Here is a 14,096-nt window from a genome sequence, read left to right as displayed (position 1 = left end):
TTTTTAGCGGCCTTGCCGACGGTTGTGCGGCACTACCAGACCCAGCGCACCCCCGCATCGCCCGTCACCGTTCTCTGGTGCGCGCCACCCAGGTTCGTCACCCAGCCGAGCGTTGCGAACACGCTGCCCGAGGTGCTGAATTTACCGACTACACCCGCGCCGAGTTGGGCCGCAGTTTGCCCGACGGTGCCCGGAATCACGGTCCCGCCGCCGAACGTGACTTTGTCGTCGGAGCCGAACTCGCGTAACAGGCTGACCCGCAAATAAGGCCGCCATGCGGTCGCGAACGCGTCGAACTGACCTTGCAGGCGCGCACCGATTCGTCCGACGAAAGTATTGCCGCTGTTGAAGCCGACACTCGATACGCCATCGTTGAAGTCGGATAGCGAAAGGTGCTGCCACACGAGTTGCGCTTGTGGTTCGAGCGTGAGCCCCGCGCCGAGCGGAATCGGCAGACCGCCTTCGAGCGAACCGGTCACCGCGTTGCCGTGCGTCGTCGTGTTGAGGCCGTCGCGCGAGACCGGATCGACGGTCAACGAACTCCCCATCAGTACGGCGTCCGTGTACCAGCCGCTTGGGCCGATATGCGTCCAGTAGCCACCGAGGCTGTATGCATTGATTGCCAGGTGGCCCACGGCGAGATTGGGCATGCCGAGCGCGAAGCCGTCGACGTCGCCGGTTGCCCGCGCGAAGCCGACGAACAAACCGTAGTGATTGCGCTGGCCACTCTCGCTGCGATCGGCGTACAGATCCTGGCCGGCCTGAATGCCATACACCGAGCCGTCGAATTGGGGACTCGCCGCACCGTCCTGGCTCAGTACGCTATGGCCGCCCCACACGCGGCCCCACGCGGCGGGCAGCTTGCCGCTGTCATTCAACAAGGCCTGATCGCCTTGCCGGTCATGAAACGTATCGATCTGCATCAGGCCAAGCTCACGTGCGACGCCGGGCGCCGCGGCGTAGACCGGCACTTCGACGCGATACAGCGGCGTGGCGGCCGAGCCAGCGGGCGGCGCGGGCGGCAAGGGTGGCGTGCCCTCGGCCGCAATCGGCACGCCGGGCTCCACAACGGGTGGTTCGCCAGGCGTCGTGACGGGTTGGCCTGGCGTGGTGACCGGCGGTGGAGGCGTCACCCCTGGCGGCAGCGGGGCAACGGTATTGCGCAGATACCAGTTGTCTGTCGTACCGCCGCTCACACCGCCTTTTGCGAGGTAGTAGGAATATGCGCCCGCCTTTACCGGTGCCGCCAGCGAGAAGGCGCTCGCGTCGGTGGTGGCGCCGTTGGTCGCCTGAATCAGTTGAATGCCGTCCGCAACGGTTTGCGCGCCCTGGCCGCCCACGTTCGTCACTTGCAGGCGCGTTGAGCCGGTGGCCGTTCCGCCGCTCAGCACGAGGCGATCGGATGCCGCGCCGTCGCCGGCGACAACAGTGTTCAGTCCGATGGTGCCGTTCTGTCCGGCATAGTTGCCGGTCACATTCAGCAGGTTGCCCACACCTGCAGCGGCAGGGCCGCCGATCTGCACGAGTCCGGCATTGACCAGCGAGCCGTTGATCGAGAACGCGCCGTTCCCCCCGCTTGCAAACGACGGCAACGCATTCGCCACCGCGAGCGTGCCGTTATTCGTTACCGCGCCCGTTACGCTGCCATAGCCGCCGAGCGTCGCGCCTGCGGCGACCGTGGTGGCGCCGCCGCCCGTCAGCGCAGCGTTGGCATGCGCTGCATCGCCGATCGCGAGGGTGCCCGCCGCGACCGTGGTTGGACCGCTATAGGTGCTCACGCCCGTCATCAGCAAGCTGCCGTCGCCGGCTTTCGTCAAGGCGCCGGTCCCGCTCACTGCCTGGGTGAGCGTCGTATCGAACGATTGCGTATCGATCGTGCCGCCGCCCGCGGCCAGGGTGATGGCGCGCGTGCCCGCGAGGTCGAAGCTCGTGGTCAGTTGCAGCGTGCCGGTGTTGAACGTGAGCCCGCCCGTGTTCGCGCCGAGCGCGTTGTCCGCGCCGACGGCGATCGTGCCTTGATCGATTGTCGTGCCACCCGAGTAGGTGTTGCCGTTCGCCGCAGCCGGCGCGAGCGTCAACACGCCGGCGCCGGTTTTATCGACTGCGCCCGTGCCGCTGATCGATCCCGCATAGGTGCCGGCGTTATCCTGGGCAAACCGCACGAGTCCATTGTCGGTGACGTTGGAGGGCAGGTTCTGCGCGTTCGCCTGCAAGGTCGCGCCGCTATCGACGAGTGCCGTCGCGCTCGCGCCGAGCGTACCGGTGAGATTGAGCGTGCCGGTTTGCACGTGCGCGAGCGTGAAGGTCCCGCTGCCCGTCCAGTTCCATAATGCGCCTTGCATCAGCAGGGTCTGGAAGTTGGTAAACGCATTCGAAGCCGTGCCCGAGCCTTGCAAGGTCACCGTATTCGTTCCCGCTCCACCGTCGGCCGTGCCGTTGATCACGGAGCCGGTTTGCAGAATCAGCGCGTCGTTGCCGTTGCCCATCGTGATGGCCGTGCCGATGCCGCTCTGCACGAGCCCCGCATTGATGATGGTGCTGTTGCCGTTGAGCGTGCGGATGCCGGAGCCGTTCTGGCTGATGATGCTGCCGCCCGCGAGGTTCTGGATCGTCGCCACGAAACTCGATCCCGCAGTATTCGAAAACACCGCATCCGAGCCGCTGCCACTCGCGCTGATCGTGCCGCTGTTGGTCAACTGGTCGTTATTGCCTTGCATATAAGCCGTTGGACTGGCCGCGCCGGTGGTGGACAGCGTGCCGGTGTTGGTGATGGCGCCGCTGCCGCCGAGAATCGATGCCGCGCGCGCGTTGCTGCCCGAGGTCGTCACCGTGCCCGTGTTGATCAACTTGTTGTTCGACTGGCCGACGTTCGTTTGTCCCCATGCGGCCGTCATGCCGTAAGCGTTGGGGCCGCTGGTGGTGATCGAGCCGTTATTGGTCAGGGTGTTGCCGCTGCCGTTGGCGGCCATGCCGTCGTTGAAGGCGCCGCTCGTGGTGATGGCCCCGCCGGTCGCGTTAGTGATCTGATTGCCGTTGCCCACGCCGAGCAGCACGGCGCCACGCACGGTGCCCGTACCGCCGCCGCCTGTCAGCGAAAAGTTGCCGCTGCTGTTGATCGTGCTATTGGTGTCGACGCTGAAGACGACCGGATTGGCGCTGCGTACGAAATTGCCCGAGGCGGTGCTATCGGCATTGATCGTCACACCCGTGCTGCCGGTTTGTGCAACGACGGCGGCGAGGCCGCTGCCGGTGCAGGTGACGGTGGTATTGCTCGGCGGTGCAGTGTTGCTGCACGCGGCCATTGCGGAAGGGGTGAGTGCTTTGGAGAGCAGCACGACGCTGCCGAGGCCAATTCCAAACCTGTTCTTCTTCTTCATACGCGCGGTCCTTTTAAGGGCACTACACCATACGAGCGAATGGTCCGACTTATACACGTCTTACTGAAACTTTCCAATTGCGCCCGGCATAACTGACGAATCTGTTGCGGATCACCGACGCTTGCTGAAGACCCGCGTGGCGACTTGCTTGCGGAGGAGCCGGCGGTTTTCGAGCGGGGAAATATCCACCGCAGTTCCGGTGCGAACCGTAAGGGATTTGAAACATGCGTTCGCCGGTGGCTGACGAGGAATCACGCCGGGTCCTGTCGAAATTTGCCAGGTGCAGTACTCTGTACGACCTACTCATCCACGAATCCACGATGGAGTCTCGACGATGCGATACAACCCCTTCGGCCGTACCGGTGTGTTTGTTTCAGAGCTATGTCTGGGCACGATGACCTTCGGCGGTGGCGAAGGCATATGGAAGCAGATCGGCGATCTGCAGCAGCAGGACGCGGAGCGGCTGGTTGGCCGGGCACTCGACGCGGGTATCAATTTCATCGACACGGCCGACGTCTATGCCGAAGGCCTGTCCGAGCAGATCACGGGCCAGGCGCTGAAGAATCTCAAGGTGCCGCGCGACAAGGTTGTGGTCGCAACCAAAGTATTCGGCGCGACGGCAGCGTTTCCGAATGCGCGCGGGGCGTCGCGTTATCACATCATCGACGGCGTCAAGGCGAGCCTGAAGCGCCTGCAGCTCGATCACATCGATCTGTACCAGATCCACGGTTTCGATCCGGCCACGCCGATCGAGGAAACCGTGCGCGCGCTCGACACACTGGTTCAGCATGGTCATGTCCGCTATGTGGGCGTGTCGAACTGGGCCGCGTGGCAGATCGTGAAGGCGCTGGGCATCTCGGAGCGCCTCGGCCTCGCGCGCTTTGAAACACTGCAGGCGTATTACACACTGGCGGGCCGCGACCTCGAACGCGAACTCGTGCCGATGCTGCAAAGCGAAGGCCTTGGCCTGATGGTGTGGAGTCCGCTCGCGGGCGGCTTGCTGAGCGGTAAATACGGGCGCGAGCAGCAGGGCGAAGCAGGCAGCCGTCGTACGACGTTCGACTTTCCGCCGGTCAATCGTGAGCGCGCATACGACTGTATCGACGTGATGCGTCACCTCGCCGAGGCGAAGCAGGTGTCGGTGGCGCAGATCGCGCTCGCGTGGCTGCTGCATCAGCGCGTGGTGACCTCGGTGATCGTCGGTGCGAAGAAAATCGAGCAACTCGACGACAACATCGCCGCCACCGGCGTCACACTGACCGCCGACGAGCTAGCGAAGCTCGATCAGGTCAGCACGCTGCCGCCGGAGTACCCGGGCTGGATGCTGGAGCGCCAGGGTGAGCCGCGCCGCAAGCAGCTTGAAGAGGCGCGTTATCCGGTGCAAGGCTAAGTGGAAGCTGCGGGGTCCGGTGCTTCCATTGCACGGCGGATAGGTCGTGGCGGAACGGTGTAGCGGCGTGCCGGGCCAGATAGTGGGCAGCGCGTTTTTCTCCGGGCCACCGACCTGGCGCGCCGCCACACCACTACACCGGGTGCCTCACGCCGCCGGCTTGCTGTCCGCTTGATAAGCGGCGACGGCGTCCATCGTGCGTGCCGAGTACACCATGGCGGCGCCCGCGTTCACGGCGACGGCCACGCCCAGCGCTTCGGCGATCTCTTCACGTGTCGCACCGTGTTTCAGCGCTTCGGCGGTGTGCACGGTGATACAGCCGTCGCATCGCACGGTCACGGCCACCGCAAGCGAAATCAGCTCACGCGTTTTCGCGCCGAGCAGGTCGGCCTTCTGGCCGGCGCTCGACATCGTTTGATAGGCCTTCACCGTATCCGGCGACAGTTTGGCGATCTCGCCGATGCGGCCGAACAGTTCCTTGCGGTAATCGATCCAGTTCAACATGACAGTGCTCCTTTGTTTGCAGCGAGCCGGCGGGTGCCGGTGTCGTGAGACAAAGTATTGCGCTGTGCCGCGACATCCTGAATACTCGATTCGCTCAACTTTTAGCGCGATCGTCTCATGGATACGCTCAGCCGACTGATCGACCTTGCCCGGCCGCAGGCCAGCCTCGATTTGCGCTGTCTGCTCACGGGCGGCTTCAACATTGATCATGCGCCGATGGAGGCGGGTATTGCGCCTTTTCATCTGGTGCTGGACGGCGCTTGTGTCGTCGAGACTGAGGATGGCGCGCAGGTTGCACTGCACGCTGGGGATTTCATGTTGTTCCCGCGTGGGGCCGCGCATCGGGTGCGCGATGTCGGGCGGGCGGCTGTTGCCGCGCCGCTGACGTTGAGTCATGACGGCATGCTGCCATTGCGCCGCAACGACGGCAACGACGCAGGCGCCGATCTCGATCTGCTATGCGGCCGGTTTGTCTATGCACCGGGTTCCTCCGCGTTGCTGCTCAACGCGCTGCCCGATCCATTTCATGTGTCGCTCGCGGGCGTGCAAACGCTCGGTGTGTTGCAGACGGTGATTGCGTTGATGCGCACCGAAGCCGAGCAACGTCAGCCCGGCGCGCTCGCGATCGTCACCGCATTGAGCCACGCGCTGTTCGCAATGGCCTTGCGCGTGCATGGCGAACAGAACGCATCGGCCTGCGGCGTGTTGGCGCTGCTGGCCGATGCGCGTCTCGGCGCTTCGATACAAGGCATGCTGAGCGCCCCGGAGCGGGCATGGACGATCGCCGAGCTAGGTGAGCTCGCAGCCATGTCCCGCGCGACCTACGCGCGTCACTTCAACGAGCGCGCGGGCATGACGGTGATGGATTTTCTCACGCAGATCCGCATGACGATCGCATGCGATCTGCTGCTGCGCACGCGGGGTAGCGCAGCGGAGATCGGTGAGGCAGTGGGGTATCAATCGGAAGCCGCTTTCGGTAAGGCGTTCCAGCAGAGCATCGGTGTGACGCCGGGACGTTACCGGCGTCAACCGCAAGACAATGATCAGAAAGCCGGCTAGGCCTTCTCGGTTTTGCCGAGCCAGCGCCGCTCGATCCACGACATGATCCAGGTCACCAGCAGTGCGCAGACCGTGCCCAGCGTGACTTCGCCGAGGCGCAGCAGGGCTTTGTCCCACGGCGAACCGACGCCGGGCACCAACAGCATGATGGTCGCGGTGATGCCGCCCAGACGCGCCGCGCTGCCCACGTTCACGATCCAGCAGGTCACGATGGCCACGGCAACCGTGGCGGCATAGGCCGCGAGATTGCCGCCGCCGAGCGTTGCGCCGACGAGACCGCACACGCCGCCCACCATCGCGCCGATGAACTGATCGCGTGAGAGCTTGCGGGTGTCGATATAGCTATGCTGGCTGACCGCAATCGCCGTAATCGCGGCCCAGAAGGCCTGTTCGGTATGCAGCCAGCGGCCGATCGCGAAGGCGAGGCTGGCGCCGGCCACCGCCTGCGCCGCCATCACGCCGCCTTCGATCAGCCGGTCGCCCAGCGGCAGAGACTTGAGAAACGCAAACAGCGAGTCGGCGGCGCTTGTCCGCGCTGCGCGTCTTGAATCGTTGGGAGCGGTCATCGAATGGGGAAGAGCCCTGTTGCAGCATGAAAGACTCGTATTCTAGCGTTCGCTGCTGCGCAGCCTGTGATACCAGTTCATCAGAGGCGTAGCCGAGACGCCGTGAATGACGACCGAAGCCGCGACCACCGCCAGCGCGAGCGGCACCAGTGGCACGACGTCGGCTGGCGCGCCATGTTCGAGCGCGTACGCCAGGTAGTAAAACGAGCCGATGCCGCGGATGCCGAACCAGCTCATCAAACGTCGCTGCGCCGGCGTTGCGCTCGACCCCAATAGCGACAACTCCACCGACACCGGCCGCACGACGACGAACAGCGCCACCGCGAGCGCCACCGTCTGCCACGTAAAAAGCGGCACGTGCAGCGTGGCGAGCACATTGCCGACCATCGCCATTACCGCAACTTCGGCGATACGTTCGAGCTCGATCGTGAAGCCCATCACCGACTCCGTCATATATGCATGCGCTTTGCTCGGGTTCGCCGCGGTCGCCTCGACGTCTTCGGAATCGACCGTGCCGATTGCTTTGCGCGCTGAAACGCCGCCACTCGCACGATGTTCGACGCGGCGCATCGCAACGCCCGCGGCGAATACTGCCAGAAAGCCATAGGTATGCGCGAGTTGCGCGGCGCCGAACGAGAGTTCGATCAGTCCCAACGCGAAGAAACCTTCGAGACCGAGCGCCTGTGCATGACGCGTGCGCAACCAGGCGACCGCATGCGTGGTGACCCAGCCGAACAGACCGCCGATCGCGATCGCGCCGACCACGCCCCATACCATGCCGCCGGCGAGCTTGAAAGTCAGTACGTCGCCGGCTTGAGTGGCGGGCACCGCGCATATCGCGAGGCCGAGCATCGCGAAGGGAAGCGCGATGCCGTCGTTCAGGCCGCCTTCGCCGGAGAGCGCGAAGCGCAGCAGGTCGTGATCGCCGGGATTGTGCACCTGGACGTCGTGCGCCAGTACCGGATCGGTCGGCGCGAGGATCGCCGCGAGCAGCAGGGAGGGCCCCCAGCCAAGATGTAATACATGCACGCCGAATAGCGTGAGCAGCGGAATGGTCGCCAGCATGGCGAGGAAGCCGAGACGCAGCGGCACGGTCCAGAGCGTCTCGAGTACGCCCAGCCGCAAACGCAGGCCGATCGCGAATAGCGAGACCAGTAGTGCGATTTCGGTGATGATTCGCAGCAGATGCGCATCGGTGACCATGTCGAGGCGCAGCAGATCCATGCCAGGTGGTCCGAGCGCGTAGCCGATGGCAAGGTAGAACATGGCGGCGCTGACGGGCAAGCGCCGGAATGTTGTCGCCGCCACGCCCATGAAAACGAGCACGGCGCCGACGATGAGAAACCAGAGAGTTTCGTGCATGAGCATCCGGTTGGGGCCGGCATGCGCACAATGCATGCGCGGCTGGTTGAGGGGCACACGTCCGAACGCTTCCCCTGCGTCACCCCGTTTTACGTCAGGGCGCACGGCCGAACGCTTCACGCAACTTGCGTTTGGCCTGTTGCAAGGTGTCGCGACGCGTTTTCGGCAGATTCCTGCCGGCGCGATTGATATAGAAGTTCAGCATCGACATGGCAGACTGGAACGGCGATCCTTTGCGACGGCGGCTATGCGTCGAAGACTGTTTCAGCGATTTCGCGATCGATTCCGCACTGCCCGTTCTGAAAATATCATGTTCGATATCCATCGCGTCGCTAGTTTCCATCACGTGATGCGACCATTTCTTCGGATGCTTTGCGCTGCTTGCGCCGGCAGTTTTCGCGCGATGCGCGGCATGCGCCTGTGCATGCCGCTGACGCGGCGGACGCCCTGACTTGCCGCCCACGGCCGGGCGTTTCGATTTGCCGGCGGTTTTTCGGGTGGCCATCGTGTCGCCTCCTTATCGAATCGTTCTCATGCGGATCACAACTTCACTCCCCCAGCTTCCGGCGCATCCGATGAACCTGGGGGAATGTCGCCGACGCCCAGGTCGTCGCGTCGATCGTACCGGTCACGTCCCCAATAGGGCTCGCTGCCGTAGTACTGATGCACGGACGTGGCCCAGGTCTGGTCGGCCATCGCCGGCCAGTGATCCTTATCGAATCCCGGTGCGTTTTTCACGCGCCCGGCTGTCATATCGAGGACGAAGCACTTCTGCTTGGTATCGAGTGTCAGTGCACTCCACGGAATCGCCAGCAGTTTGTCGCCGATGCCGAGAAAGCCGCCACTCGACAACACCACATAGGCGATGCGACCCGAGCCGACGTCGAGCATGATGTCCTTCACCTTGCCGATGTCCTCGCCGTCGCTGCTGATGACCTTGTTGCCGTCGAGCGTGGCTGCGGCCATCACGTCCGGGCCGGGGCCGTTTACGCTTGGGTTGTCCTTGCCGACGATACGCGCGCCCTGGTCCTGGCGCATTCTGCCTGGGGTCTGTTGCTGGTTGAGCATGATGTTTCTCCCTTACCGGTTCGAGGTAGGGAGAACTGAGCAACTGGCGTTCCTCAGATCTCGTGGACTCGCAACAGAAGTGGAGGCGCTGAACAGCAGTGCTTTGTTCTGGCTGTTCGCCGGCGCGGCACGTAAAGGCTGCTGGCCCTTTGAAACTATTTCGTCTGTATCGAGAACTGCCCCGCGAGGCATGACCATTGCTACGTAGTATCTGGACAGCGCACACCGAAAGCGGAGAGGGACTTCGCGGACCGATGCGCGAACCGATGAAGGAGGGCGTGATGAACCAACTATCCAGACAAAGCGCGGGCAAGCAGGCGCTGATCGTGGCAGCGATGGTGTTATTGACCGCGGCCGCCGGCTGCAAACGCGCCGATAACGGCAGCACCGATACGTCCACGGCCGCCAGTTCCGCACTGGCCAGCAGTGGCGTGATGAACGGTAACGCCGCCACCGGCAGCACTGCAGATACGAGCAGTGGCGCCGCTGCCGCTGCCGATGCGACGAGTACGCCTGATGCGGCCTCAGCAGCCTCCGGCGCTAGCCAGTAAACCAGGTCGTCGACCCAGTAATAGCGCATGCATTGACATTGCAGAAGACAGGATCGCCTCACCGGGATTCCACTAACAGGTGAATCCCGGTGCGGTGACTTCAGCCCATCGCCGCACGTTTCTCCGCATGCGCGAGCAACGCGGCCAATGCCACTTCGTCCACTTTCAATCCGCGGCGTGCCTGGCCGATCCGCAAGCGCTGCAACTCATCCGCTTCGAACGCACTGATTATTGCAGGATGGATGTAGCAGCGCCGGCAAACCGCGGGTGTATTGCGCAGCAATGCCGCCACATCCTTGACGGTCGCTACGATATGGCGGCGCGCTTCCGCCGCGCTGCTGCACATCAACCGTCTTAGTGCGGCCAGCGCATAGACGCTGCCGGCCCAGGTTCGATAGTCCTTCGCGGTGAAATCGGCATCACTCGCACGGCGCAGGTAATCGTTGATGTCGGCCGAACCGATCGTGCGGCGCGTGCCGTCGTCGTCGAGATACTGGAAAAGGTCGTGGCCCGGCAGTTCGGCGCAGCGGCGCACGATACGTTTGACGCGCGGATCATCCACGGTCACGTCGTGTTCGATGCCGCTCTTGCCGCGAAACCGGAAGCGCAATTGGCCGGCTTCGAGCTTCACATGCTTCTTGCGCAGCGTTGTCAAACCGTACGACTGGTTATCGCGTGCATATTCCGCACTGCCGATGCGAATCAGCGTGGTGTCGAGCAACCGCACGATCGCGGCGAGGACTTTATCGTATGGCATGCCAGGCAGTTTCAGATCGCGTGCGACGCGGGCGCGAATCTTCGGCAACGCACGGCCGAACTCGGCCATGCGCTCGTATTTGTCGGCGTCGCGTGTCTCGCGCCAACGTGAGTGATATCGGTATTGCTTGCGGCCGCGTGCGTCGCGGCCCGTCGCCTGGAGATGGCCACGCGCGTCGGGACAGATCCAGACGTCTTCGTAAGCGGGCGGAATGGCGAGTGCATTGATGCGTTTGATTTCTTCTTCGTCGTCGATGCGCTTGCCGGTCTGGTCGATATACATGAAGCCGTTTTTTTCACGCTTGCGGGTGTAGCCGGGTTTGCTGTCGTCGGCATGGCGCAAGCCCGGTGGCATGGCGGCAGGCGCGGCTGGTTGCGCGGTTTTGTTGCCGGCGCGTTCGGTGCGCTGTGTACCGCGTTGATTCAGGTGGGTTGTTGCAGCCATCGTCGCAGGTAGAAGTTTCGAGCAGACCGCGCGGTTTGCGCCAGTGTCTGTCCGCAAGCAAAGGTGATGCCTGGCGCCGGGCGTGGCGTACTGCTTGAGACGTGAGCGGAACAGTCCTTGCGAACGCTCATGGTGGGTACTGGATAAACCAAGGAGGACGCCATGAGTAGCACGCTGAACCCCGATGAAGAGCCGCAACAGATCGTCAAGCAGACCTCAGGCACGACGGGTGCGCTCGGCCCGAGCGATTCGTCCGATAGTGGCAGCGACGTCGCTGGTGCGAAGCGTCACGAATTCGATGTCGATTCCGAACTGGACAACCACGCGCTCGAAACGGGCGATTCCGAACTCGGCAGCGATACCGGCCGCGCTGGTACGGGCGAGCGGGCCGCCGCCGACGGCGATTCGACGCTCGTTGAGAGCGGTGATATCGAACCTGACCGCGTCGTCGATCCGCTGGCTGCCAATGACGATGGCCTCGACGAAGATCCGGAGGGTCGCTAGGCGGTGGTCAGGCATAGGCACGCCTTTTGCTGTTAAAGGACATGGCAAGCGCAAGGCTGCCTCAGCGAAGCGTAATTGCCGAGGCGCGCAGGCGTTGTTCCGAAACGCTGTGCCTCGTTGTTCAGCTTGCTTCGATGGATAGGTTCACCAGGGAGAAAATGTATGAAATTCCGGTATTCCCTACAAGTGATGACTGTTGCGTTGGGGCTCGGTGCAGTGTCGATCGGCACTGTCTACGCGCAAGCCAGTGACGCCCCCGCGAGCGATGCGCCGGTGAGCGGCACCAGGCTTTCGCCGGCGGATCAGCAATTCGTGCAGGATGCCTCACAGTCCGATGCCACCGAAATCGCGGCAAGCAAAGTTGCGCTCAAGAATTCGAGCGATCCGCACGTGAAGAAATTCGCGCAGCAAATGATCACTGACCATACGAAACTCTCGCGCGGCATGGCCGCACTCGCCGCGAAGAAGGGGCTTGCCACGGCGCCGTCCGCTGATTCCGCGCTGGTCGGCAAACTGCAGACGCTCAAGGGTCGTGAATTCGATCAGGCCTATGTCGAGCAGATCGGCGTGGAAGCGCATCAGCGCGCGGTCGACCTGTTCCAGCAGGAGAGTCAGAGCGGCACCGATTCGCAGCTGAAGGCGGCGGCCACGCATGCATTGCCGACCATCAAACATCACCTCGCGATGGCGCAGCAACTCGCCGGCTCAATGAAGGGTTCGTCATGAACGCGATCCTGCCGCGGCCGGCCTATGAGGATTCTCTTATGCACATCACTTTTTCCGACGACCAACCTGCCTTCGACGGAGCGAATCTGACCGTGCGCTTCATGGCGCGTGTCGATGGCGAAGCGGTTGAGTGCGCGATCACGGCTGAGGCGCTGGAAGATCATTTCGGCGCCGATTCCGCGCTCGAATCCACCCTGATGGCTGCCTTCGACAAGGGGCGCAACCGCATCCGCTCGGTTTGCGCGGAAGCACTCGACCAGAACGGTGGCGATGGCGTAGTGTTGCATAGTGGACTGTTCAGAGTGGAAGGCATGGAGCCCGATCGCGGCACGACCGCGTAGTCCGGGCACATGCCTGCCGCCTGCGCGCAAGTTTTAGCGCGGCGCTGTCCGGCGGCATGATCCGCAAAACGCGATTCAACGATGCAAGGAGGCCTCATGTCACTCATCGTCGCAGCACGGTTTACGACTTTCCCCACCGCGGAAGACGCGGCGCAAAAGCTCTTCAACGCAGGTTTCGTCGAAGAAGACGTCACGCTGTTCTTTGTCAATCCGCGCGGCCAGCACGCGCGTTATCCGATCGGCGGCGACACCGGCACCGACCCAGGCGCGAGGGACGCGCCGAAAGGCGCAGGAATGGGCGTCACCATCGGTGCGGTCGTGGGTGCGGTGGTTGGCGTCGCGATATTCGCGGCGTTCTCGGCGCCGATTATCGTCTCGCTGATCGCGGCCGGCGTCGGCGCGTACGTCGGCTCGCTGGTCGGCGCGATGGCGCGTACCCGCGAAACTGGCAAAAGCGGCCACCATTTGCCATTTCATCAGGAAATGCGTGATTCCGGCGTGCTGGTTGCCGTGCATGTGTCGCCCGACAATCAGTTCGACGCGGCTCGCGTACTGCGCGAAGCTGGGGGCCTCGCGATCGAACGCGCAAGCGGGCGCTGGCAGCAGGGACGCTGGGCCGACTTTGATCCGCTCAAAACGCCTGAGCCGCTCAATGAATTCAGCGAGAAACATGCTTGAGTAAGGTGAGCGCTTTCGTTTGAGCTTAGGCGCGGTAAATGACAGAACGGCCCGGCAAATGTCGGGCCGTTTTGCATTCATCCGGTCGAGAATCCGGTGAAAAGATCGTCGCTGAGGCGGGCAAGTTTTACGCGCATTGGCAATGCTTGCGATCGCTTGTCCATGCTTGCCACCGCCGTCACACAGGGTGTCGACGGCCAGCGCGCCAGGCATGGCTCATGCGCATAGGCAGAGGAATCCCGTTGCTACGTGGAAGTAAGTAGCAGCGGATTCCGCAATTAACAAAACCCCTGGAGGTATTGAATGGCTACGAACGCTGTTTCCGTGCTGAACGATCTGGTCGAAACGTCGAAGGATGGCGAAAAGGGCTTTCGCAAAGCAGCAGAAGACGCGCATGACGCGCAACTGAAAACCTTGTTTCTGACGCGCGCCGAAGACTGCACGCGTGGTGCGCGTGAATTGCAGGACGCGGTTCAAGCTTTGGGCGGCAAGCCCGAAACGGGCGGCAGCGTGAGCGGTGCGCTGCATCGTGGTTGGGTCGACGTGAAATCGGCTGTGACGGATCGTAGCGACCACGAGATCCTGGCCGAATGCGAAAAGGGCGAGGACGTTGCGAAGAAGCGCTATCACGACGCGCTCGAAAAGGAATTACCGGCGGATGTGCGCGCTATCGTTGAGCGTCAGTATCAAGGCGTGCTGCAAAACCATGACCGCGTGCGTGACCTGCGCGATCAGTACGCTGCGACCAAACGTTAATTGGCGGCAAACG

Annotated in this window: 15 protein-coding genes; 8 read left to right on the top strand and 7 right to left on the bottom strand. The window is 63.2% G+C overall.

Features of this window, described 5'->3' with window-relative positions; genetic code table 11:
* Positions 1-32 precede the first annotated feature (32 nt).
* Positions 33-3,377, bottom strand: coding sequence for an autotransporter outer membrane beta-barrel domain-containing protein (locus tag ACUN0E_RS14975; RefSeq protein WP_445567094.1), 3,345 nt, complete (start codon positions 3,375-3,377; stop codon positions 33-35).
* A gap of 334 nt (positions 3,378-3,711) precedes the next feature.
* Here ACUN0E_RS14975 and ACUN0E_RS14970 point away from each other — a divergent pair, with 334 nt between their 5' ends.
* The gene (locus tag ACUN0E_RS14970; RefSeq protein WP_445567093.1) at positions 3,712-4,767 is read left to right on the top strand and encodes an aldo/keto reductase; all 1,056 of its coding nucleotides are present in this window, start codon (positions 3,712-3,714) and stop codon (positions 4,765-4,767) included.
* 147 nt (positions 4,768-4,914) lie between these two features.
* On the opposite strand, the gene ACUN0E_RS14965 is transcribed toward ACUN0E_RS14970, so the two are convergent.
* Positions 4,915-5,271 carry a carboxymuconolactone decarboxylase family protein gene (locus ACUN0E_RS14965; protein ID WP_201072666.1) on the bottom strand — a complete coding sequence of 119 codons (357 nt, stop codon included), beginning with the start codon at positions 5,269-5,271 and terminating at the stop codon, positions 4,915-4,917.
* A 117-nt stretch (positions 5,272-5,388) separates the two neighbouring features.
* Between ACUN0E_RS14965 and ACUN0E_RS14960 the strand changes: the two genes are divergently transcribed.
* A complete protein-coding gene (locus ACUN0E_RS14960; protein ID WP_445567092.1) occupies positions 5,389-6,330 on the top strand; it encodes an AraC family transcriptional regulator in 942 nt (313 codons plus the stop codon).
* On the opposite strand, the gene ACUN0E_RS14955 is transcribed toward ACUN0E_RS14960, so the two are convergent.
* The 4 genes from ACUN0E_RS14955 to ACUN0E_RS14940 all read right to left on the bottom strand — a co-directional run bounded on the left by ACUN0E_RS14955 (position 6,327) and on the right by ACUN0E_RS14940 (position 9,326).
* On the bottom strand, positions 6,327-6,896 hold the full coding sequence (locus ACUN0E_RS14955) for an FUSC family protein (RefSeq protein WP_408336398.1): 570 nt from the start codon (positions 6,894-6,896) through the stop codon (positions 6,327-6,329). The genes ACUN0E_RS14960 and ACUN0E_RS14955 overlap by 4 nt on opposite strands.
* A gap of 42 nt (positions 6,897-6,938) precedes the next feature.
* Positions 6,939-8,258, bottom strand: coding sequence for a cation:proton antiporter (locus ACUN0E_RS14950; RefSeq protein ID WP_445567091.1), 1,320 nt, complete (start codon positions 8,256-8,258; stop codon positions 6,939-6,941).
* A gap of 94 nt (positions 8,259-8,352) precedes the next feature.
* Positions 8,353-8,763, bottom strand: coding sequence for a DUF3175 domain-containing protein (locus ACUN0E_RS14945; RefSeq protein WP_408239768.1), 411 nt, complete (start codon positions 8,761-8,763; stop codon positions 8,353-8,355).
* 35 nt (positions 8,764-8,798) lie between these two features.
* A complete protein-coding gene (locus tag ACUN0E_RS14940) occupies positions 8,799-9,326 on the bottom strand; it encodes a PRC-barrel domain-containing protein (RefSeq protein WP_445567090.1) in 528 nt (175 codons plus the stop codon).
* Between the two features lie 281 nt (positions 9,327-9,607).
* Here ACUN0E_RS14940 and ACUN0E_RS14935 point away from each other — a divergent pair, with 281 nt between their 5' ends.
* Positions 9,608-9,877: a hypothetical protein gene (locus ACUN0E_RS14935; protein ID WP_408519539.1), complete on the top strand. Its 270-nt coding sequence runs from the start codon at positions 9,608-9,610 to the stop codon at positions 9,875-9,877.
* 100 nt (positions 9,878-9,977) lie between these two features.
* Here ACUN0E_RS14935 and ACUN0E_RS14930 read toward each other — a convergent pair whose 3' ends face one another.
* On the bottom strand, positions 9,978-11,078 hold the full coding sequence (locus ACUN0E_RS14930; protein ID WP_445567089.1) for a DNA topoisomerase IB: 1,101 nt from the start codon (positions 11,076-11,078) through the stop codon (positions 9,978-9,980).
* 162 nt (positions 11,079-11,240) lie between these two features.
* On the opposite strand from ACUN0E_RS14930, the gene ACUN0E_RS14925 reads away from it, so the two are divergent.
* The 5 genes from ACUN0E_RS14925 to ACUN0E_RS14905 all read left to right on the top strand — a co-directional run bounded on the left by ACUN0E_RS14925 (position 11,241) and on the right by ACUN0E_RS14905 (position 14,083).
* Positions 11,241-11,582 carry a chemotaxis protein gene (locus tag ACUN0E_RS14925; RefSeq protein WP_445567088.1) on the top strand — a complete coding sequence of 114 codons (342 nt, stop codon included), beginning with the start codon at positions 11,241-11,243 and terminating at the stop codon, positions 11,580-11,582.
* 162 nt (positions 11,583-11,744) lie between these two features.
* Positions 11,745-12,308, top strand: a complete 564-nt coding sequence (locus ACUN0E_RS14920; RefSeq protein WP_445567087.1) for a DUF4142 domain-containing protein — start codon at positions 11,745-11,747, stop codon at positions 12,306-12,308.
* A complete protein-coding gene (locus ACUN0E_RS14915) occupies positions 12,305-12,649 on the top strand; it encodes a DUF1488 family protein (RefSeq protein WP_408219670.1) in 345 nt (114 codons plus the stop codon). Before ACUN0E_RS14920 ends, ACUN0E_RS14915 begins: the two co-directional genes overlap by 4 nt.
* Before the next feature lie 96 nt (positions 12,650-12,745).
* Positions 12,746-13,327, top strand: coding sequence for a hypothetical protein (locus ACUN0E_RS14910; RefSeq protein WP_445567086.1), 582 nt, complete (start codon positions 12,746-12,748; stop codon positions 13,325-13,327).
* A gap of 303 nt (positions 13,328-13,630) precedes the next feature.
* Positions 13,631-14,083: a PA2169 family four-helix-bundle protein gene (locus ACUN0E_RS14905; RefSeq protein WP_445567085.1), complete on the top strand. Its 453-nt coding sequence runs from the start codon at positions 13,631-13,633 to the stop codon at positions 14,081-14,083.
* Positions 14,084-14,096 lie beyond the last annotated feature (13 nt).

The sequence above is a fragment of the Paraburkholderia sp. D1E genome, assembly GCF_052682275.1.
Note: the sequence above shows the minus strand (reverse complement) of the source record. Positions and strands in the feature narration are given on the sequence as shown.

Excerpts from the sequence above, each read along its gene's own strand:
- ACUN0E_RS14930 (WP_445567089.1), bottom strand. The coding sequence starts at position 11,078 with ATGGCTGCAACAACCCACCTGAATCAACGCGGTACACAGCGCACCGAA.
- ACUN0E_RS14955 (WP_408336398.1), bottom strand. The coding sequence starts at position 6,896 with ATGACCGCTCCCAACGATTCAAGACGCGCAGCGCGGACAAGCGCCGCC.
- ACUN0E_RS14910 (WP_445567086.1), top strand. The coding sequence starts at position 12,746 with ATGTCACTCATCGTCGCAGCACGGTTTACGACTTTCCCCACCGCGGAA.
- ACUN0E_RS14905 (WP_445567085.1), top strand. The coding sequence starts at position 13,631 with ATGGCTACGAACGCTGTTTCCGTGCTGAACGATCTGGTCGAAACGTCG.
- ACUN0E_RS14940 (WP_445567090.1), bottom strand. The coding sequence starts at position 9,326 with ATGCTCAACCAGCAACAGACCCCAGGCAGAATGCGCCAGGACCAGGGC.
- ACUN0E_RS14975 (WP_445567094.1), bottom strand. The coding sequence starts at position 3,377 with ATGAAGAAGAAGAACAGGTTTGGAATTGGCCTCGGCAGCGTCGTGCTG.
- ACUN0E_RS14965 (WP_201072666.1), bottom strand. The coding sequence starts at position 5,271 with ATGTTGAACTGGATCGATTACCGCAAGGAACTGTTCGGCCGCATCGGC.
- ACUN0E_RS14950 (WP_445567091.1), bottom strand. The coding sequence starts at position 8,258 with ATGCACGAAACTCTCTGGTTTCTCATCGTCGGCGCCGTGCTCGTTTTC.
- ACUN0E_RS14960 (WP_445567092.1), top strand. The coding sequence starts at position 5,389 with ATGGATACGCTCAGCCGACTGATCGACCTTGCCCGGCCGCAGGCCAGC.
- ACUN0E_RS14935 (WP_408519539.1), top strand. The coding sequence starts at position 9,608 with ATGAACCAACTATCCAGACAAAGCGCGGGCAAGCAGGCGCTGATCGTG.
- ACUN0E_RS14945 (WP_408239768.1), bottom strand. The coding sequence starts at position 8,763 with ATGGCCACCCGAAAAACCGCCGGCAAATCGAAACGCCCGGCCGTGGGC.
- ACUN0E_RS14925 (WP_445567088.1), top strand. The coding sequence starts at position 11,241 with ATGAGTAGCACGCTGAACCCCGATGAAGAGCCGCAACAGATCGTCAAG.
- ACUN0E_RS14915 (WP_408219670.1), top strand. The coding sequence starts at position 12,305 with ATGAACGCGATCCTGCCGCGGCCGGCCTATGAGGATTCTCTTATGCAC.
- ACUN0E_RS14920 (WP_445567087.1), top strand. The coding sequence starts at position 11,745 with ATGAAATTCCGGTATTCCCTACAAGTGATGACTGTTGCGTTGGGGCTC.
- ACUN0E_RS14970 (WP_445567093.1), top strand. The coding sequence starts at position 3,712 with ATGCGATACAACCCCTTCGGCCGTACCGGTGTGTTTGTTTCAGAGCTA.